The organism is Streptomyces sp. P1-3 (assembly GCF_050613155.1).
In the GTDB taxonomy this organism is placed as follows: domain Bacteria; phylum Actinomycetota; class Actinomycetes; order Streptomycetales; family Streptomycetaceae; genus Streptomyces.
The window spans coordinates 2,830,255-2,846,841 of record NZ_CP192512.1; the positions used below are offsets into that span (position 1 = coordinate 2,830,255).

General features: G+C 71.9%; 18 protein-coding genes and 1 pseudogene. 11 read left to right on the forward strand and 8 right to left on the reverse strand.

Going from position 1 to position 16,587, the window contains the following annotated elements; all coding sequences use genetic code 11:
- The first annotated feature begins 87 nt into the window (after window positions 1–87).
- A complete protein-coding gene (trhA, locus tag ACQUSR_RS11745) occupies window positions 88–792 on the forward strand; it encodes a PAQR family membrane homeostasis protein TrhA (protein ID WP_431042521.1) in 705 nt (234 codons plus the stop codon).
- 17 nt (window positions 793–809) lie between these two features.
- On the opposite strand, the gene ACQUSR_RS11750 is transcribed toward trhA, so the two are convergent.
- The 3 genes from ACQUSR_RS11750 to mca all read right to left on the reverse strand — a co-directional run bounded on the left by ACQUSR_RS11750 (window position 810) and on the right by mca (window position 4,159).
- Window positions 810–2,864 (reverse strand): thioredoxin domain-containing protein, encoded by a 2,055-nt coding sequence (locus tag ACQUSR_RS11750; protein ID WP_431042522.1) that lies wholly within the window; start codon window positions 2,862–2,864, stop codon window positions 810–812.
- 169 nt (window positions 2,865–3,033) lie between these two features.
- Window positions 3,034–3,282: a hypothetical protein gene (locus ACQUSR_RS11755; RefSeq protein ID WP_431042523.1), complete on the reverse strand. Its 249-nt coding sequence runs from the start codon at window positions 3,280–3,282 to the stop codon at window positions 3,034–3,036.
- A gap of 4 nt (window positions 3,283–3,286) precedes the next feature.
- Entirely contained in the window at window positions 3,287–4,159 is an 873-nt protein-coding gene (gene mca, locus ACQUSR_RS11760; RefSeq protein ID WP_431042524.1) for a mycothiol conjugate amidase Mca, read from the reverse strand.
- A 150-nt stretch (window positions 4,160–4,309) separates the two neighbouring features.
- Here mca and ACQUSR_RS11765 point away from each other — a divergent pair, with 150 nt between their 5' ends.
- Window positions 4,310–4,711: a DUF4307 domain-containing protein gene (locus ACQUSR_RS11765; protein ID WP_431042525.1), complete on the forward strand. Its 402-nt coding sequence runs from the start codon at window positions 4,310–4,312 to the stop codon at window positions 4,709–4,711.
- A gap of 201 nt (window positions 4,712–4,912) precedes the next feature.
- Window positions 4,913–5,410: a transcription elongation factor GreA gene (gene greA / locus ACQUSR_RS11770; protein WP_431042526.1), complete on the forward strand. Its 498-nt coding sequence runs from the start codon at window positions 4,913–4,915 to the stop codon at window positions 5,408–5,410.
- A 123-nt stretch (window positions 5,411–5,533) separates the two neighbouring features.
- On the opposite strand, the gene ACQUSR_RS11775 is transcribed toward greA, so the two are convergent.
- The 3 genes from ACQUSR_RS11775 to ilvA form a co-directional block, all read right to left on the reverse strand.
- On the reverse strand, window positions 5,534–6,436 hold the full coding sequence (locus ACQUSR_RS11775) for an ABC transporter permease (protein WP_431042527.1): 903 nt from the start codon (window positions 6,434–6,436) through the stop codon (window positions 5,534–5,536).
- Window positions 6,433–7,413 carry an ATP-binding cassette domain-containing protein gene (locus ACQUSR_RS11780; RefSeq protein WP_431042528.1) on the reverse strand — a complete coding sequence of 327 codons (981 nt, stop codon included), beginning with the start codon at window positions 7,411–7,413 and terminating at the stop codon, window positions 6,433–6,435. Before ACQUSR_RS11780 ends, ACQUSR_RS11775 begins: the two co-directional genes overlap by 4 nt.
- Window positions 7,414–7,558: 145 nt before the next feature.
- Window positions 7,559–8,803: a threonine ammonia-lyase gene (gene ilvA / locus ACQUSR_RS11785; RefSeq protein WP_431042529.1), complete on the reverse strand. Its 1,245-nt coding sequence runs from the start codon at window positions 8,801–8,803 to the stop codon at window positions 7,559–7,561.
- Window positions 8,804–8,965: 162 nt separating this feature from the next.
- Here ilvA and ACQUSR_RS11790 point away from each other — a divergent pair, with 162 nt between their 5' ends.
- From ACQUSR_RS11790 to ACQUSR_RS11800, 3 genes are all read left to right on the forward strand, one after another.
- Window positions 8,966–9,499 carry a MarR family winged helix-turn-helix transcriptional regulator gene (locus ACQUSR_RS11790; protein WP_431042530.1) on the forward strand — a complete coding sequence of 178 codons (534 nt, stop codon included), beginning with the start codon at window positions 8,966–8,968 and terminating at the stop codon, window positions 9,497–9,499.
- A gap of 117 nt (window positions 9,500–9,616) precedes the next feature.
- On the forward strand, window positions 9,617–10,141 hold the full coding sequence (locus ACQUSR_RS11795; RefSeq protein WP_431042531.1) for a sigma factor-like helix-turn-helix DNA-binding protein: 525 nt from the start codon (window positions 9,617–9,619) through the stop codon (window positions 10,139–10,141).
- Window positions 10,138–10,392, forward strand: coding sequence for a hypothetical protein (locus tag ACQUSR_RS11800; RefSeq protein WP_431042532.1), 255 nt, complete (start codon window positions 10,138–10,140; stop codon window positions 10,390–10,392). The genes ACQUSR_RS11795 and ACQUSR_RS11800 overlap by 4 nt, the downstream gene beginning before the upstream one ends.
- An 81-nt stretch (window positions 10,393–10,473) precedes the next feature.
- Here the strand turns inward: ACQUSR_RS11800 and ACQUSR_RS11805 are convergent, their stop codons facing one another.
- Complete coding sequence (locus ACQUSR_RS11805) at window positions 10,474–11,658, reverse strand: cystathionine gamma-synthase (RefSeq protein ID WP_431042533.1); 1,185 nt, start codon at window positions 11,656–11,658, stop codon at window positions 10,474–10,476.
- Between the two features lie 155 nt (window positions 11,659–11,813).
- Here ACQUSR_RS11805 and ACQUSR_RS11810 point away from each other — a divergent pair, with 155 nt between their 5' ends.
- The 5 genes and pseudogenes from ACQUSR_RS11810 to ACQUSR_RS11830 form a co-directional block, all read left to right on the forward strand.
- Window positions 11,814–12,911 (forward strand): hypothetical protein, encoded by a 1,098-nt coding sequence (locus ACQUSR_RS11810; RefSeq protein WP_431047516.1) that lies wholly within the window; start codon window positions 11,814–11,816, stop codon window positions 12,909–12,911.
- A 201-nt stretch (window positions 12,912–13,112) separates the two neighbouring features.
- On the forward strand, window positions 13,113–13,772 hold the full coding sequence (msrA, locus tag ACQUSR_RS11815; RefSeq protein ID WP_431042534.1) for a peptide-methionine (S)-S-oxide reductase MsrA: 660 nt from the start codon (window positions 13,113–13,115) through the stop codon (window positions 13,770–13,772).
- A gap of 102 nt (window positions 13,773–13,874) precedes the next feature.
- Window positions 13,875–14,570, forward strand: coding sequence for an ester cyclase (locus tag ACQUSR_RS11820; RefSeq protein WP_431042535.1), 696 nt, complete (start codon window positions 13,875–13,877; stop codon window positions 14,568–14,570).
- Window positions 14,571–14,608: 38 nt separating this feature from the next.
- Window positions 14,609–15,121, forward strand: a complete 513-nt coding sequence (locus tag ACQUSR_RS11825; RefSeq protein ID WP_431042536.1) for an ArsR/SmtB family transcription factor — start codon at window positions 14,609–14,611, stop codon at window positions 15,119–15,121.
- A gap of 84 nt (window positions 15,122–15,205) precedes the next feature.
- Window positions 15,206–15,847, forward strand: a pseudogene (locus ACQUSR_RS11830) (M23 family metallopeptidase); the annotation flags it as partial.
- Window positions 15,848–15,949: 102 nt separating this feature from the next.
- Here ACQUSR_RS11830 and ACQUSR_RS11835 read toward each other — a convergent pair.
- Window positions 15,950–16,393 carry a hypothetical protein gene (locus ACQUSR_RS11835; protein ID WP_431042537.1) on the reverse strand — a complete coding sequence of 148 codons (444 nt, stop codon included), beginning with the start codon at window positions 16,391–16,393 and terminating at the stop codon, window positions 15,950–15,952.
- Window positions 16,394–16,587: the final 194 nt, after the last annotated feature.

Here is a 16,587-nt window from a genome sequence, read left to right on the forward strand (position 1 = left end):
GGCGTTTTCGTGACCATCACCACTCGATACCTGGGCGTAACCTACGGTCGCGTAAGTAGGACGGTGTTGCATAGGTAGCATGAGCGCATGACCGCCGCCGCGCCCGACGCCGCCGCCATCGCCCGCTCTTCTGGGGGCTCCGCCGCTCCGCCGCTGCCGCTGAAGCCGAGACTGCGCGGCTGGCTGCACGCCGGGATGTTCCCGACCGCGCTGGTCGCGGGGGTGATCCTGACCGCGCTCGCCGACAGCGCCCGAGGCCGCCTCGCGTGCGCGATCTTCACCCTCACCGCCTGCGCGCTGTTCGGGGTGAGCGCCCTGTACCACCGCGGCGACTGGGGCCCGCGCGCCACGGCCGTGCTGCGCCGGCTGGACCACGCGAACATCTTCCTGATCATCGCTGGCACCTACACGCCGTTCACGCTGCTGCTTCTGCCGGACGGCAAGCAGGAGCTGCTGCTGTGGCTGGTGTGGGCGGGGGCCCTCGCCGGGATCGCCTTCCGGGTCTTCTGGGTGGGCGCCCCGCGCTGGCTGTACACCCCGTGCTACATCGCGCTCGGCTGGGCAGCGATCTTCTTCCTGCCCGACTTCATGCGCACCGGCGGCGTCGCGGTGCTGACACTGATCATCGTCGGCGGGCTGCTCTACAGCGTGGGCGCCGTGATCTACGGAACCAAGCGCCCCAACCCGTCACCGCGCTGGTTCGGCTTCCACGAGGTCTTCCACTCGTTCACCCTGGCCGCCTTCGTCGTGCACTACGTCGGCATCTCCCTGGTGGCCTACCAGCACGGGTAGGGCGCACGCCCACGCGCCTACTGGACCAGGGGTACGTCGCCCCCCGCGCCCCGTACCGCCGCCGCCAGCACCTTGGGGTCGGCCGTCGGGGCGTCGCAGGTGAAGTTCCGGCACACGTACGCCGCCGGACGGCCCTGGAACAGCGGCCGGTTCCGCAGCAGCGGCACCTCGTCGGAACCGGGCGCGCCGACCGCGACCACCGCGCCCGGCGCGGTGCCCAGCAGCGCGGCCTGGTGCAGCGCGTGGGTGGCCGTGTCGCCGTCCGGTCCGACGACGGCCACCTCGCGCGGCCCGTCGAGCGCGGCCTCCGCCACCGCCAGCCCCCAGCCGATGAACCGCGGCACCCGCGGTCCGAGCGCCGTGACCACGCCGAGCGCCCGTTCGGCCGCCTCCCGGTGGCGGGTGCTGCCGGTGACGGCCGCGTACGACAGCAGCGCCCCGGCCGCCGCCGTCCAGCCCGACGGGGCGGTGTTGTCCGTCGGGTCCTGGGGGCGGCGGATCAGCGTCTCCGCGTCGTCGGCGGTGTCGTACAGCGTGCCGTCCCCGGAGGCGAAGTGCCGCAGCACGGTGTCCAGCAGCAGGCCCGCGAAGTCCACCCACACGCCCTCGCCGGTGACCGACGCCAGGGCCAGGAACCCCTCGGCGACATCGGCGTAGTCCTCCAGTACGCCCGCGTGGGCGCCCGCGACACCGTCCAGCGAGGTGCGGGCCAGCCGCCCGTGGTCGTCCAGGTGCACCCGGACCAGCAGGTCGGCGGTGGCGGTGGCGGCCCGCACCAGATCCGGGCGGTCGAAGTACGCGCCGGTCTCGGCCAGCGCGGCGATCGCCAGGCCGTTCCACGCGGCGACGATCTTGTCGTCGCGGCCCGGCCGCGGACGCTCGCCGCGGGCGGCCAGCAGCCGCCAGGTGACGGAGGCGACGCGGTCGGCGTCCACCAGCTGCTCGGTATCGGGGAGTTGGAGCACCGAGGCGCCCTTCTCGAACGTGCCCTCCTCGGTCACCCCGAAGTGGCGCGCGGCGAACGCGGCGTCCTCCTCGCCCAGGACCGTACGCAGCTGCTCCGGCGTCCACACGTAGTACGCGCCCTCGGTGTTCCGCCCCGTGCCGTCGTCGCTGTCGGCGTCCAGCGCGGAGGCGAAACCGCCCTGGGCGGTGAGCAGTTCCCGCACGAGGAAGTCGGCGGTCCCCAGCGCGATCCGGCGGGCCAGGTCCGAGCCGGTGGCCCGCCACAGGTGGGCGTAGACCCGGCACAGCTGGGCGTTGTCGTAGAGCATCTTCTCGAAGTGCGGCACCGTCCAGGTGGCGTCCACCGCGTAGCGGGCGAAGCCCCCGCCGAGCTGGTCGTAGATACCGCCGCGCGCCATCGCCTCACAGGTGGCCTGCACCATCTGCAGCGCGCCCGCCGAGCCGGTGCGGGCGTGGTGGCGCAGCAGGAACTCCAGCGTCATGGACGGCGGGAACTTCGGCGCGCCGCCGAATCCGCCCCGTACGGCGTCGAATTCGCGGGTCAGCCCCATCAGCGCGGCGTGCGTGTCGTCGGGCCCCGGCGGCTTCGGCGCGTCGTACGACAGCGAGCGTTCGGCCAGGTCGCGGACGATCCGCCCGGCGACCTCGGCGACCTCCTCGCGGCGGTCGGTCCACGCCGTCGTCACGCCCTCCAGCACCTGCGGGAACGACGGGATGCCGGACCGGGGCTCGGGCGGGAAGTAGGTGCCGAAGTAGAACGGTTCGGCGTCGGGGGTGAGGAAGACCGTCATCGGCCAGCCGCCGTGCCCCGTCGCCGCCTGCACCGCCTCCATATAGACGGCGTCGACGTCCGGCCGCTCCTCGCGGTCGACCTTGACCGAGACGAAGTGCGCGTTGAGATACGCGGCCGTCTCCTCGTCCTCGAAGGACTCGTGCGCCATGACATGGCACCAGTGGCAGCTGCTGTATCCGACGCTGAGCAGCACGGGCACGCCGCGGCGCCGCGCCTCGGCGAACGCCTCGGGGACCCACGGCCACCAGTCGACCGGGTTGTCCGCGTGCTGGAGGAGGTACGGAGACGTCTCATGCGCCAGACGGTTCGGCATGCGTCCATCCTCCCGCACGCCGGGGGCTGCGGATCGCCGCCAATCGCCGCGCGGGCGCGTTTTCTGGCGCGGGCCGGGGCGCGCCGTGGGGCTGTGCGCCCCACGCCACGTACCCGGGCGGGCAGGGTACGTGGGCGGGGCGGGACCTCAGCCCGTGGTCGCGGGAGCGCTAGCCCGTGGTCGGGCGCTGGGCGGCCTTCGAGGCGGCCGGAGCCGTCTGCGGCTCCGGCTCCTCCTCGAAGTCGACCTTCTTCATGTGCTTGTTCATGGACTTCATCAGCATCCATACGGCGAGGCCGATCGCCGCGAACACGATGAAGCCCAGGACGCCCGGCGTCACCTTGTTCTTGTCCAGCTCGGCGAGCTGGACGGCGGAGGACGCGTGCGTCAGGGCGAGGGAGCTGGTGGCGCTCATCATGGGCTCAATTGTTGCGGATGCCCGCGAAGAGGTCGTCCTCGGGGAGGGAGGTGTCCACCAAGGACTTCGCCAGCTCGTACTCCTCGGTCGGCCAGACCTCCTTCTGGATGTCCATCGGGACCCGGAACCAGCCGCCGTCGGGGTCGATCTGCGTGCGGTGGGCGATCAGCGCCTTGTCGCGGATCTCGAAGAAGTCCGCGCACGGGACGTACGTGGTCAGGGTGCGCTCGCGCTTCTGGAAGGACTTCCAGCGCTCCAGCCACTCCCCGTACGGCGACTCCAGGCCGCGCTCCAGCAGCGCCTCGTGCAGGGCGAGCGTGCGCGGCCGGTTGAAGCCCTGGTTGTAGTAGAGCTTCAGCGGCTGCCACGGCTCGCCGGTGCCGGGGTACTTCTCCGGGTCCCCGGCGGCGTCGAAGGCCACCATCGAGATCTTGTGGGTCATGATGTGGTCCGGATGCGGATAGCCGCCGTTCTCGTCGTACGTGGTGATCACGTGCGGCCGGAACGCGCGGATGAGCTTGACCAGCTCCCCCGCGGCCTCGTCGACGTCCTGGAGGGCGAAGCAGCCCTCGGGCAGCGGCGGCAGCGGGTCGCCCTCGGGCAGCCCGGAGTCCACGAAGCCCAGCCACTCCTGCTTGACGCCGAGGATCTCGCGCGCCTCGTCCATCTCCTTGGCGCGGACCTCGTGGATGTTCTCCTCGATGTAGGCGTCCCCCTGGAGCTTGGGGTTGAGGATGGAACCACGCTCACCACCCGTGCAGGTCGCGACCAGTACGTCCACCCCCTCGGACACGTACTTGGCCATGGTGGCCGCGCCCTTGCTCGACTCGTCGTCGGGGTGGGCGTGCACGGCCATGAGACGCAGCTGCTCAGTCAAGGCTCGATCCTCAGTGATTCGTCGCGTTCAAAAGGTGTCGCCCCGAAGGGACGTCGATGCGGGGCGGCGGTCGGGTGCCGGCTGGGCGGCTTCTATAGTGACCCAGATCAGGGGCGAAAAATTCCTGGCCCCCGAGAGGGAAGGACGATCATGTCGACGGTACGGGCGGGCGTGCCGGACGGGCGCTACGGCCGATCGGCCGACGAGCGCGCCGACCGCAAGCTGAAGATCGTCGGCGCCGTGCTCGGCGCGGCCCTGCTCGGGGTCGTCGCGTGGTTCGGCTACTCCTACATCGCCGACCAGGACGTCAGCGGCCGGGTGATCGGTTTCAAGGTGGTCTCGGACGACGCCGTCGAGGTCCACCTGGAGGTCCGCAAGGACAAGGACACCACCGGCGTGTGCACGCTGCGGTCGCTGGCCGAGAGCGGCGCCGAGGTGGGGCGCAAGGACTTCCCCTTCGACCAGCGGCGCGAGCAGGTGGACGAGGTCGTCACCCTCCGCACGACCGAGCGTGCGACCACCGCCGAGCTGGTCGACTGCAAGCCGCGGTAGCCAGGCCGCCGCCCTGGTGGGTCTCGCCGGGCGCACCCCTGCCCGGAGGAGCGGCATACGTATTCGATACGCCGCGCTCCTCCCGCTTTGCGCCCGGAATTGTTAGGCTCGTGGTTTCGCCCGGCTTTGAAGGCGCACCCTTCTGAGTAGGGCGTTCATTTGTATTCCCAGTACGTATTCCAGTACCGACGAGGAGCACCTGTGACCCAGACCAGCGAGAACGTCACCTGGCTGACCCAGGAGGCGTACGACCAGCTCAAGGCCGAGCTGGAGTACCTGTCGGGTCCCGCACGTACCGAGATCGCCACGAAGATCGCGGCGGCTCGCGAGGAAGGTGACCTGCGGGAGAACGGCGGGTACCACGCCGCCAAGGAGGAGCAGGGCAAGCAGGAGCTCCGCGTGCGCCAGCTGACCCAGCTCCTGGAGCACGCGAAGGTCGGCGAGGCCCCGGCGGCCACCGGTGTGGTCGCGCCCGGCATGGTCGTCACCATCGCCTTCGACGGCGACGAGGACGACACCCTGACCTTCCTGCTGGCCTCCCGCGAGTACGCGAGCTCGGACATCGAGACCTACTCGCCGCAGTCCCCGCTGGGCTCGGGCGTCAACGGCAAGAAGATCGGGCAGGACGCCGAGTACGAGCTGCCGAACGGCAAGATCGCCTCGGTGCGCATCCTGGAGGCCAAGCCCTACCAGGGCTGAGCGGCCCCGCCACACACGTTGCTGCGGAACCCCCGGCACGGGATGCCGGGGGTTCCGTGCGTGTCCGCCCGCGGACCCTCCCCGTCACCCGGCCCCGACACCCGGCCGCGACACCCGGCCGCCTCACCCGGCCGCCGAGCGGTACTTGCGTACGGCCAGCGTCCGGAAGAACACCAGGATCAGCAGGGACCACAGCGCCGACGCGGCCACCGGGTGCTGCATGGGCCAGGCGTCCGGCACCGGATACCCCGCGGGAAGGTTCCCGAACAGCTCCCGGCACGCCTGTACGGTCGCGCTGAACGGATTCCACTCGGCGATGTGCCGCAGCACGGTCGGCATGTTGCCGGCCGGGACGAAGGCGTTCGAGATGAACGTCAGCGGAAAGAGCCAGAGCAGCCCGCCGGAGGTGGCCGCCTCCGGGCTCCGCACCGTCAGCCCGATCAGCGCGCCGATCCAGGAGAACGCGTAGCCGAGCAGGAGCAGCAGCCCGAAACCGGCCAGCGCCTTGAGGATCCCCTCGTGGATCCGCCAGCTCACGATGACGGCCACGATCGCCAGCACCACGAGCGTGAGCGCCGTCTGCACCAGGTCGGCGAGCGTCCGGCCGGTGAGCACCGCGCCACGCGCCATGGGCAGCGACCGGAACCGGTCGATGAGGCCCCGGTGCATGTCCTCGGCGATCCCGGCGCCCGCGCCCGCCGTGGCGAAGGTGACGGTCTGCGCGAAGATGCCCGCCATCAGGAACTCGCGGTACCGCGCCGGGTCGGTGCTGCCGCCGACGTCGATGGAGCCGCCGAAGACGTAGGAGAACAGCACCACGAACATGATGGGCTGGACCAGCCCGAAGATCACCACTTCGGGGATCCGGGCCATGCGGATCAGATTGCGCCGGGCGATCACGAGGCTGTCGCGTACGCCCTGGAGCGGCAGAGCGCCGCGCGGGCGCGGGGCCGGGGCGCCGACGGTCGGCGCCCTGTCCGCCTTGTTCGCCTTGTTCGCCTTGTCCGCCTTGTTCGTCGCGGTCATCGTCCGGCCTCCCGACTCGCGGTCCGTGCCCCGTCCGCTTCGGCGCCGTGCCCGGTGAGGGAGATGAACACGTCATCCAGGGTCGGGCGGCGCAATCCGATGTCGTCGATCTCGACCCCCCGCGCGTCCAGCTCGCGGATCACCTCGGCCAGCAGCCTGGCGCCGCCGGTGACCGGGACGGTCACCTGCCGGGTGTGCTCCCGCACGCTGGTCTCGCCCTGGCCGAGAGCGCGCAGCACCGCCTCCGCGGTGGCGATGTGCTCGCGCTCGTGCACCACGACCTCGACACGCTCGCCGCCGATCCGGGCCTTGAGCTGGTCGGCCGTGCCGCGCGCGATCACCCGCCCGTGGTCGACGACCGCGATGTCGTCGGCGAGCCGGTCGGCCTCCTCCAGATACTGGGTGGTCAGCAGCAGGGTGGTGCCCTGCGCCACCAGTTCCTGGATGACGTCCCACAGGGCCTGCCGGTTGCGCGGGTCGAGTCCGGTCGTCGGCTCGTCCATGAACATCACGGGCGGGCTGACGACCAGCGCCGCGGCGAGGTCGAGGCGGCGGCGCATCCCGCCGGAGTACGTCTTGGCGGTGCGGTCGGCCGCGTCCGCGAGGGAGAAGCGGTCCAGCAGCTCGGCGGCCCGGGCCTTCGCGTCCCGCGCGCTCATCTGGTAGAGCTGGCCGACCATCTGGAGGTTCTCGCGGCCGGTCAGGTATTCGTCGACGGCCGCGAACTGGCCGGACAGCCCGATCGCCCGCCGTACGTCGTTCGGGTGCCGGAGCACGTCCACGCCCGCCACGACCGCCCGCCCGCTGTCGGGTCTCAGCAGCGTCGTCAGCACCCGTACGGCCGTGGTCTTGCCTGCTCCGTTGGGTCCGAGCAGTCCGAGTACGGTTCCTTCCGGCACATCGAGATCGACGCCGTCCAGAGCCCTGACATCGCCGAAGGTCTTCACCAGACCCTCGGCGTAGATCACTCCTGCCATGGGGTTCCCCCAGGGAACGTGGGAAGTCCAGACAAGAATCCAAACTTTGCCCGGATTCCGCCACCCCTGGCCGCGCGGTCGGCCACGGAATCGCGGCGTGCCGCCATGGGATCACGACGTGCCGCCACGGCATCGCGGCGTGCCACTACGGGATCACGGTGTAGCCCGCCTCGCGCAGCGCCGTCCCGACCTCGGCGCAGTGCTCCGGCCCCTTGGTCTCCAGGTGCAGCTCCACCTCCACCTCCGTGAGCCCGAGCCGCGGATCCGTGCGGACATGGCTCACGTCGACGACGTTGGCGTCCACCCGCGTCAGTACGCCCAGCAGTGTCGCCAGCGCGCCCGGCCGGTCGGTCAGCCGCAGCGTCAGCGACAGGTAGCGGCCCGCCGCCGCCATGCCGTGCCGCAGGATGCGCTGGAGCAGCAGCGGGTCGACGTTGCCGCCCGACAGGACGGCGACCACCGGCCCCTCGAAGGCGCCGGGATCGGACAGCAGCGCGGCCACCGGGCTGGCCCCGGCGGGCTCCACCACCAGCTTGGCCCGCTCCAGGCAGAGCAGCAGCGCGCTGGAGAGCGCGTCCTCGGAGACGGTCCGCACCTCGTCGAGCAGCTCCGCGACGAGCGCGAACGGGACCTCGCCCGGCCGCCCCACCTTGATGCCGTCCGCCATGGTCGCCGGCGCCTCGATCGACACCGGCCGCCCGGCGGCCAGCGACGGCGGATAGGCGGCGGCCCCCTCCGCCTGCACCCCCACGATCCGGACATCGGGCCGCAGCGCCTTCACCGCGACGGCGATACCGGCCGCGAGGCCGCCACCGCCGATGCCGACGACGATCGTGCGCACCTCCGGGCACTGCTCCAGGATCTCCAGCCCGACGGTGCCCTGGCCCGCGATGACGTCGGGGTGGTCGAAGGGGTGGATGAAGACCGCCCCGGTCCGCCGCGCGTACTCCTGCGCCGCCCGCAGCGTCTCGTCCACCACCTGGCCGTGCAGCCGCACCTCGGCGCCGTAGTCCCGGGTCGCGGCGATCTTGGGCAGCGGGGCGGCCACCGGCATGAACACCGTGGAGCGCACGTGGAGCAGGGACGCCGCGAGCGCCACGCCCTGCGCGTGGTTGCCGGCGCTGGCCGCGACCACTCCGGCCGCCCGCTCCCGCGGGGGCAGCCCGGCGATCCGTACGTAGGCTCCGCGCACCTTGAACGAGCCGGTGCGCTGGAGGTTCTCGCATTTGAGGTGCACCGGTGAGCCGAGCAGGCCGGTGAGGAAGCGACTGCCCTCCAGGGCGGTCACCCGGGACACCCCGGAGAGGATCTTCTGCGCGGCGCGGACGTCGTCGAGCGTGACCCCGGGGGCGGCGGCGACGGCTGCCCCGTCACCAGGTCGTACAGCCATGTACCAAGTCTCGCAGTTCCCTCTAGCCACTGGTGGAGCGCCGGAGAGCGGCAGGTTGCTGCCGTCGCGGCGCAGGTTTGTGAACCTCGGGTACGGGGAAGGCCGCGGCGGCGTACTCTGTGCCCCATCCCACAGACCACCGCACGAAGTGAGCCCCAGGCCATGCCCACCTCATCGGACATGACGACTCAACTCGACACGAACGCATTGAACACGAAGGCACTCGTCGACACGACGGTACTCGACGCGATGCAGCACCAGGTCGCACTCTTCGCCCGACGCGCGGAACAGACCCGTCTCGGCGGTATCGGGCAGGCCCGCAACTCCATGGACCGCGCCGCGTATCTGCTGCTCAACCGGCTTGACCAGGAAGGTCCGATGGGCGTCAAGGCGCTGGCCGCGGGGATGGGCATCGACTCCTCGACGGTGACCCGCCAGGTCGCGCCGCTGGTCGACTCCGGCATGGTCAAGCGCACCTCGCACCCCGAGGACGGCCGCGCGGTCGTCCTCCAGCTGTCGCCGCGCGGCAGGGCGCGGCTGGAGGAGGTGCGGTCCTCCCGGCGCGCGCTGATGGCCGTGGTGACCGAGGAGTGGACGGCGGAGGAGCGGGACGCCTTCTGCGATCTGCTCACGCGGTTCAACACCGCGCTGTCGGACGTGCACAACTCCCTGGTGCAGCCCGCCCCCGCCTCCTGACGCCGCGCGTCCCGCACCGGCGTTCCGGTTCCGGCTTCCCGGTCCCCGGCTTCCTGGTTCCCGGCTCTTGACCGGGCGTCCCGGCCGGGCGTGTCCTAAGGGGACACGGGAGGCGCGGTGCGGCAGCGGCGGGCGGAGCGCGAACGCCTCCGGGCCCGGGAGTTCGAGAAATTCGTCGCGGGCGCCGGCGGTCGGCTGCTGCATGCCGCCGCGCTGCTGACCGCCGAACCGCCGGAACGCTGCCCGGCCGCAGAGCGGCTGCTGGTCGGCGCGCTGGCCCGGACGTACGCGGACTGGGACCGGCTGCGCGGGGAGGACCCGTACGACCGCGCCCGGCAGGAGCTGACCGCCCGCTTCGCCTGGTCCGCCTGGCGCTACCGGCGACCGCGCCCCGAGCCCGTGCCCGTGGCCGTATCCGGCGGCTTACTGGAGCGGCTCACTCCGCAGGAGCGGCTGGTGCTCGTACTGCGGCTGTACGAGGGCATCGCCGAGGAGCAGGCCGCGGCCCTGCTGGGTCTGCCCGTGGAGCGGGTCCGCGCGATCTGCACGCGCGCGGTGGCGGTCATGCGCGCCGCACGGCGGGCCGCGGCGCTGCCGTCCCGGTCTCCGTCCCGGTCCCGGTCCCCGGAGGCGGCCTCATGAGCCTGCCGGACCGCAAGGAAGACGAGGTACGCCGGATGCTGGAGGCCGCTCCGCATCCGATCGTGCCGCCGGGGCTGGCGGCGCTGGCCGCCCGGCAGGGGCACCGGATGCTGCGGCGCCGCCGGGTCCTGCGGACGGCGGGCTGGTGGCTGCTGTTCGCGGCGGCCGTGGCGTTCTCTGTGTGGGCGGCGCTGGCCGAGCCGTGGACGACGCCGCCGATCGACACGACTCCTCCGGTGGAGGGGTGGTGACCGGCGCGCCCGGGCGGCCGGTGGCACGAGCGGCGTCCCGGCGAGGGTCGTCGCTCCGGCGTGCCACCGACCGGGGACGCGCTAGCCCAGCGCCTGCTTCAGGTCCGCCAGGAGGTCGTCGACGTTCTCGATGCCGACCGAGATGCGGACCAGGTCGGCGGGGACCTCCAGGGCCGAGCCGGCGGCCGAGGCGTGGGTCATGCGGCCCGGGTGCTCGATCAGGGACTCGACGCCGCCCAGGGACTCGCCGAGGGTGAAGAGCCGGGCGCGGTTGCAGACCTCGACCGCCGCCTCCTCACCGCCGGCGACCTGGAATGACACCATGCCGCCGAAGGACCGCATCTGCTTGGCGGCGATCTCGTGGCCCGGGTGCTCCGGCAGACCCGGGTAGAGGACCTTGGTGACCTTCGGGTGGCGGGTCAGCATGTCCGCGATGCGGGTCGCGTTCTCGCTGTGCCGGTCCATGCGGACGGACAGCGTCTTGATGCCGCGCAGCACGATCCAGGAGTCGAAGGGCCCGGCGACGGCGCCCATCGCGTTCTGGTGGTACGCGAGCTGCTCGCCCAGCGCCTCGTCCGCGGTGACCAGCGCGCCGCCGACCACGTCCGAGTGGCCGCCCATGTACTTCGTCAGGGAGTGCACGACGACATCCGCGCCCAGCGCCAGCGGCTGCTGGAGGTAGGGGCTGGCGAAGGTGTTGTCGACGACGAGGCGGGCCCCGGCGGACCGCGCGATGTCGGCGACGGCGGCGATGTCGGTGATGCCGAGCAGCGGGTTGGAGGGGGTCTCGACCCAGATCACCTTGGTGCGCGGGCGCAGCGCGTCCCGTACCGACGCCGGGTCGGAGGTGTTCGCGACCGACCACTCCACGCCCCAGCGCTCGACCACCTTGGCGAAGAGCCGGAACGTTCCGCCGTAGGCGTCGTTCGGGATGACGACGTGGTCGCCGGGGACGAGGAGGGTGCGCAGCAGGCAGTCCTCCGCCGCGAGCCCGGAGGCGAAGGCGAGACCGCGGCGGCCGCCTTCCAGGGCCGCCAGGTTCTCCTCCAGCGCGGTGCGGGTGGGGTTGGCGGAGCGGCTGTACTCGTAGCCGCCGCGCAGCCCGCCCACACCGTCCTGCTTGTAGGTCGAGACCTGGTAGATCGGGGGGACGACGGCGCCGGTGAGCGGGTCGGCCTCCTGTCCCGCGTGAATGGCCAGCGTCTCGAAGCTGTGGCTGTGCGAGGGCTGGGACGCGCCCTGCTGGTGAGAGTCCTCGTGGGTCATGGGCCCGAGCGTAATGCCCGGCGCGGGTACCGGCCGAGGACAGCGTGCATAGGCTGTAGGGAAACAGCGGACACGGGACGCAAGACTTCATGAAGACGTCATGACTTCATGAGGACCTCATGGAGTCTCACGGGGACAAGGTCGGGAACAACGTCATGGAAATGCTCGTCATCCTCATCGGCATCGTCATGGTCGGCGGTGTGCTCGTCGTGCCCATGGTGCTGCGCAGGCGCGCGGGCGGCGACGCGATGCGGGGCGCGCTGCGCGCCGGTGATCCCACCGCGTACGGATTCGTACCGCGCGAGCGGCTCGACGTCCGGCTGCCCGGGCCCGACCCGGAGCTGGCCGACGCGCTGGAGGAGATCCAGCGCACCAGGGAGTGGCAGCCCGCGGCCCGGCTGCTGGCGCTCACCGACGCGGCCTCGGAGCTGCGCTGGCAGCGGGTGCAGACGCTGGCCGGGGCGGCGGCGCACGAGCTGGCGGTCTCCCCCGGCCAGGGCGGGATGTGGCTGCGCACCTGGCGGGTCGAGGCGCCCAAGGACCCGGGCGGGGCAGCGGTGCACGCGGCGTTCCTGGTGATGCAGGCGCTGCGCGACCCGTCGTCCGAGGACTTCCGCATGATCATGGAAGAGGCGCGCACGGTCTGCGCCGAGGCGGCACTGCTGGCCCCCGGCGACCCCGTTCCGTACATCGTCGAACTCGGCGTCGCGCGCGGTCTGGCCTACCGGCAGGCGGACTTCGAAGAGCTGTGGGCCAAGGTCACCGAGCGCGCGCCGCACCATATGGGCGCCCATCTGGCCGCGCTGCTCTACTGGTGCGAGAAGTGGCACGGTTCGCAGGACCAGGCCGACGCCTTCGCGCAGTCGGCGGCCGCCTCCGCGCCCAAGGGGAGCCTGCTGCCCGCGCTGCCGCTGTTCGCGGTCTTCGAGCACCTGCCGGAGGTGCAGCTGGTGCGTTCGCTGTACCAGAGCGAGGTGATCACGCGGGCGATCGAGGGCGCGCGGTTCGCGGCCCTGCACGCCCCCGCCGACCATCCGGTACTGCCGCACGTCCGCCATCTGCTGGTGTGGTTCCTGGTCCGGGCGGAGCGGTACGCGGAGGCGATGGAGCAGCTGCGGCGGGTGGACGGGCACGTGGGCGCGATCCCGTGGTCGTACGGCGCGGACCCGGCGGCGGAGTACGTGGTGTACCGGGCGCTGGCGGTGGCGGGCTTCGAGGGCGACGGCGGCACACCGGCACATCTGCCGCACTGACCGGGCCCCGGGCTCCCGAAGGCACGGCGCCGACCGGGCACCGGGCTCCGGCCCCGCAGGCGCCGCGCCGACCGAGCCGGACGCGGCACGCCGGGGAGGCGGCGGAATGCGGCACGCCCGCGAGGCGTTGCGTGAAGACCCGCGCGACGGCGTCGCGTGGAGTCCACCGCCACCGTCCACCGCCCCCCGAGGAGCCACGAGATGCTGTTCGACCGGCACAAGAACCACCTCCCCTCTTCCGAGGAGGCGCTGAAGGGCCGCGCCGAACCGGAGTTCCCCGTCCCCGCCCGCCACACGGTCCTCGGCAACCCGCTGGCCGGTCCGTACCCGGAGGGTCTGGCGGTCGCGGACTTCGGCCTGGGCTGCTTCTGGGGCGCGGAGCGGAAGTTCTGGCAGGCCCCTGGCGTGTGGACGACCCTCGTCGGCTACCAGGGCGGGCACACCCCGCATCCCACCTACGAAGAGGTCTGCAGCGGCCTGACCGGCCACACGGAGGCGGTCCGCGTCGTGTACGACCCGTCGGCGACCTCGTACGAAGCGCTGCTGAAGCTCTTCTGGGAGTCCCACGACCCCACCCAGGGCTTCCGCCAGGGAAACGACGTGGGCACCCAGTACCGCTCGGCGGTCCACACCCACTCCGACGGGCAGCAGCGGCAGGCCGAGACGTCCCGCGCGGCCTACCAGTCGGTCCTGACGGCCTCGGGCTACGGCACGATCACCACGGAGATCCTCCCGGCGGGCCCGTTCTACCCGGCGGAGCCGTACCACCAGCAGTACCTGGACAAGAACCCGGCGGGCTACTGCGGCATCGGCGGCACGGGGGTGAGCTGCCCCGTGGGCGTGGCCAAGGCCGAGGGGTGAGCCCCGCGGGCGTCGCTGCCAGGTCGCGGCGACGCCGCTGGGCGGCGGCGACCTACGCTGGACGAAAGGGATGAATATCGCGAATCACCAAGGAGGTGCGCGATGACTTTCGTCCAGATCATCGACTGCAAGACCGACAAGCTGGACGACCTGAACCGGCTCATGGATACCTGGGTCGAGCAGACGAAGGGCAGGCGGACGGCCACCCACTCGGTGGTGGGCAAGGACCGGGACAAGGCCAGGCACCTCGTCGAGATCGTCGAGTTCCCGTCGTACGAGGAAGCGATGCGGAACTCGGAGATGCCGGAGACGAACCGGATCTTCGAGGAGATGGTGGCGCTGTGCGAGGCTCCGCCCACGTTCACCAACCTCGACGTGGTCCGGGACGAGCAGCTGAACAAGGCGACCGCCCGCCGCTTCTACGACGAGATCGCCACCCGCGGCGAGCTGGACGCGATCGACGACGTGTTCGCCCGTGATTACCACGACCACGACCCCCTCAACGAGCAGGACACCATGGGGGCCGCGGCGCTCCGCGAGGAGGTCGGCATGTGGCGGTCGGCCTTCGACTTCGCCTTCACGATCGAGGACCAACTGGCCGAGGGCGACCGGGTGATGACCCGGTGGACGTGGAACGCCACGCACCGCGGCGAGTTCATGGGCATCGCGCCCACCAGCCGGAAGGTCTCGATGACCGGGAGCACGATCTTCCGGTTCCACGGCGGCAAGGTCCAAGAGGGCTGGTGGAACTACGACGTCCACGGCCTGCTCCGGCAGCTCGGTGCGGCCGGGCAATGAGGAGTTGCAAGTCTTACGTAATTACGTAAACTCAGAGCATGGAGCTTGAGGAGCGCGTCGCCGAGCTGGAACGCCGGATCGCGGCCCTGGAGGGTGCGCGGCGCCGCGACCCGGGGGGCGGCGCGGATGGCGATGACGTCTTCTGGGCGCTGGAGGGGCTCAAGGCGCATCTCGCGGCGGGCGGCGCGGACGCCGACGGCGGGGTGCTGTTCACCGGGGCCGTGCGACTGCCGACGGATGAGCGGTACGAGTGGCAGTACGGGCTGCCGACCGGCGAACTGCTCGACCAGGACTGGTCGGACACCGCCGACTCTTTCGCCGCGCTGGGGCATGCCGTACGGATGCGGCTGCTCCGCGAGATCGTCGGCGGGCGCCGCACCGTGGCCGAGCTCGCCGAGCTCGACGGCCTCGGCACCACCGGCCAGATCTACCACCATCTGCGCCAGCTGACCGCCGCCGGCTGGCTGCACGCCGCCGGGCGGGGGCGCTACGAGGTACCGCCGGGGCGGGTCGTCCCGCTGCTGGTGGCGCTGGCCGCCGCCCGCCCCTGATCCGGGGGCTTCCGTTCAAAGCCGTGTCAAAACAGGGGGATTGAGTTGATTTCCGAGAGTGTCATGACCTCGCCCACGACCGCCGTCGAGGTCCTGCCGCCCGTCAGCGGGCGCTGGTCGGCGCTCAACAGCCCGGCCGACCAGGTGCCCAGCCACGGCACCCACGCCTACGGCCAGACGTACGCCATCGACATCGTCGCCGAACCGGAGGACCGCCCCCGGCCGCGCTTCGGGCTGTGGCCCGTCATGCGCCGCAACCGCGCCTTCCCGGCCTTCGGGGAGCCGCTGTACGCGGTCGGCGACGCCACCGTCGTGCACGCGGAGGACCGTCAGCGCGACCACCTCAGCCGCAACTCGCTTCCAGCGGTGCTGCTCTATCTGATCCCCGAGGGACGTGTGCGTGCCCGCATCGGCGCCTCCCGGGTCGTCGGCAACCACATCGTTCTCGACCTCGGCGACGGCGTGTACGCGATGTACGCGCACCTCAAGCGCGGCTCCCTGGCCGTCCGCACCGGCGACCGGGTCACCGCCGGGCAGCGGCTGGCCCAGTGCGGGAACTCCGGCAACTCCTCCGAGCCGCACGTGCACTTCCAGCTCATGGACGGCCCGGATCTCACCAAGGCCCGCGGCCTCCCCTTCACCTGGCGCGGTGTCGGCGTACCCGGCAATGGCGAGACGTTCTCGGTCGACGCGCCCGTGGCGGTCGACGCGCCGGTGGCGGGCTGACCGGCTCCCGGGCCGACCACCTCGGACCGGTGGGCCCGGCACGGTGCGTGCCGGGCCCACCGGGGTCGGGAAGGCGGCCAGGGGTCAGTTCGTCGTGCAGGCTCAGTTCGTCGTGCAGGCGGAGGCGACGACGCCGGGCGCGCCGACGTTCACGGTCCTCGGACCGACCACGACCGTCTTCTGCTGGCCGTCGGTGCCGAGGCCGGTGGCGGTCACCTTGACCGAGGCCGTGGCCTGGGCGTCGGTGCTGGATATGGTCACGGCGGCACCCAACTGACCGCTCGGGCACTGCGACTTGGTCAGGGTCGGCAGGACGACCGTGGTGTCCGTGGTGGCCTCCGCCTTGAGGGTCACGTTCACCAGCGGCGTGCTCGGGGTGCAGGTCGAGTCCAGGCACACCTGGACCGGGACGGACGGCAGGATCACGGGGCCGACGGTGAGGGTGGCCGTGTGGCTCGCCGCCGAAGCCGGCGTGGCGAGGGCCAGCGGCACCACGCCGAGGGCGATGGCACCGAACAGGCGAGCACCACGTCGCTGAATGTTCATGATTCTCCCATTCGTTTTCCGGCGACCGTCGCCGGGCGCCCCAACACTGTCGATCAGCGTTTTCCTCCGTCAAGGAATCCGGGAAAACGCGGAGCGCCCTGAACGACGGGTTCCGAATGGGCCGTCCGGGCGTTCAACGCAACGGGAAGCGCCTTTCCAGCGACTTTGCGGCCGGGCCTGGCGACCGTGCGGGT

Excerpts from the sequence above, each read along its gene's own strand:
- ACQUSR_RS11835 (WP_431042537.1), bottom strand. The coding sequence starts at position 16,393 with ATGAACATTCAGCGACGTGGTGCTCGCCTGTTCGGTGCCATCGCCCTC.
- ACQUSR_RS11780 (WP_431042528.1), bottom strand. The coding sequence starts at position 7,413 with ATGGCAGGAGTGATCTACGCCGAGGGTCTGGTGAAGACCTTCGGCGAT.
- ACQUSR_RS11755 (WP_431042523.1), bottom strand. The coding sequence starts at position 3,282 with ATGATGAGCGCCACCAGCTCCCTCGCCCTGACGCACGCGTCCTCCGCC.
- ACQUSR_RS11800 (WP_431042532.1), top strand. The coding sequence starts at position 10,138 with ATGAGCCTGCCGGACCGCAAGGAAGACGAGGTACGCCGGATGCTGGAG.
- ACQUSR_RS11790 (WP_431042530.1), top strand. The coding sequence starts at position 8,966 with ATGCCCACCTCATCGGACATGACGACTCAACTCGACACGAACGCATTG.
- trhA (WP_431042521.1), top strand. The coding sequence starts at position 88 with ATGACCGCCGCCGCGCCCGACGCCGCCGCCATCGCCCGCTCTTCTGGG.
- ACQUSR_RS11750 (WP_431042522.1), bottom strand. The coding sequence starts at position 2,864 with ATGCCGAACCGTCTGGCGCATGAGACGTCTCCGTACCTCCTCCAGCAC.
- ACQUSR_RS11765 (WP_431042525.1), top strand. The coding sequence starts at position 4,310 with ATGTCGACGGTACGGGCGGGCGTGCCGGACGGGCGCTACGGCCGATCG.
- msrA (WP_431042534.1), top strand. The coding sequence starts at position 13,113 with ATGCTGTTCGACCGGCACAAGAACCACCTCCCCTCTTCCGAGGAGGCG.
- ACQUSR_RS11825 (WP_431042536.1), top strand. The coding sequence starts at position 14,609 with ATGGAGCTTGAGGAGCGCGTCGCCGAGCTGGAACGCCGGATCGCGGCC.
- ACQUSR_RS11775 (WP_431042527.1), bottom strand. The coding sequence starts at position 6,436 with ATGACCGCGACGAACAAGGCGGACAAGGCGAACAAGGCGAACAAGGCG.
- ACQUSR_RS11820 (WP_431042535.1), top strand. The coding sequence starts at position 13,875 with ATGACTTTCGTCCAGATCATCGACTGCAAGACCGACAAGCTGGACGAC.
- ilvA (WP_431042529.1), bottom strand. The coding sequence starts at position 8,803 with ATGGCTGTACGACCTGGTGACGGGGCAGCCGTCGCCGCCGCCCCCGGG.
- ACQUSR_RS11805 (WP_431042533.1), bottom strand. The coding sequence starts at position 11,658 with ATGACCCACGAGGACTCTCACCAGCAGGGCGCGTCCCAGCCCTCGCAC.
- ACQUSR_RS11810 (WP_431047516.1), top strand. The coding sequence starts at position 11,814 with ATGGAAATGCTCGTCATCCTCATCGGCATCGTCATGGTCGGCGGTGTG.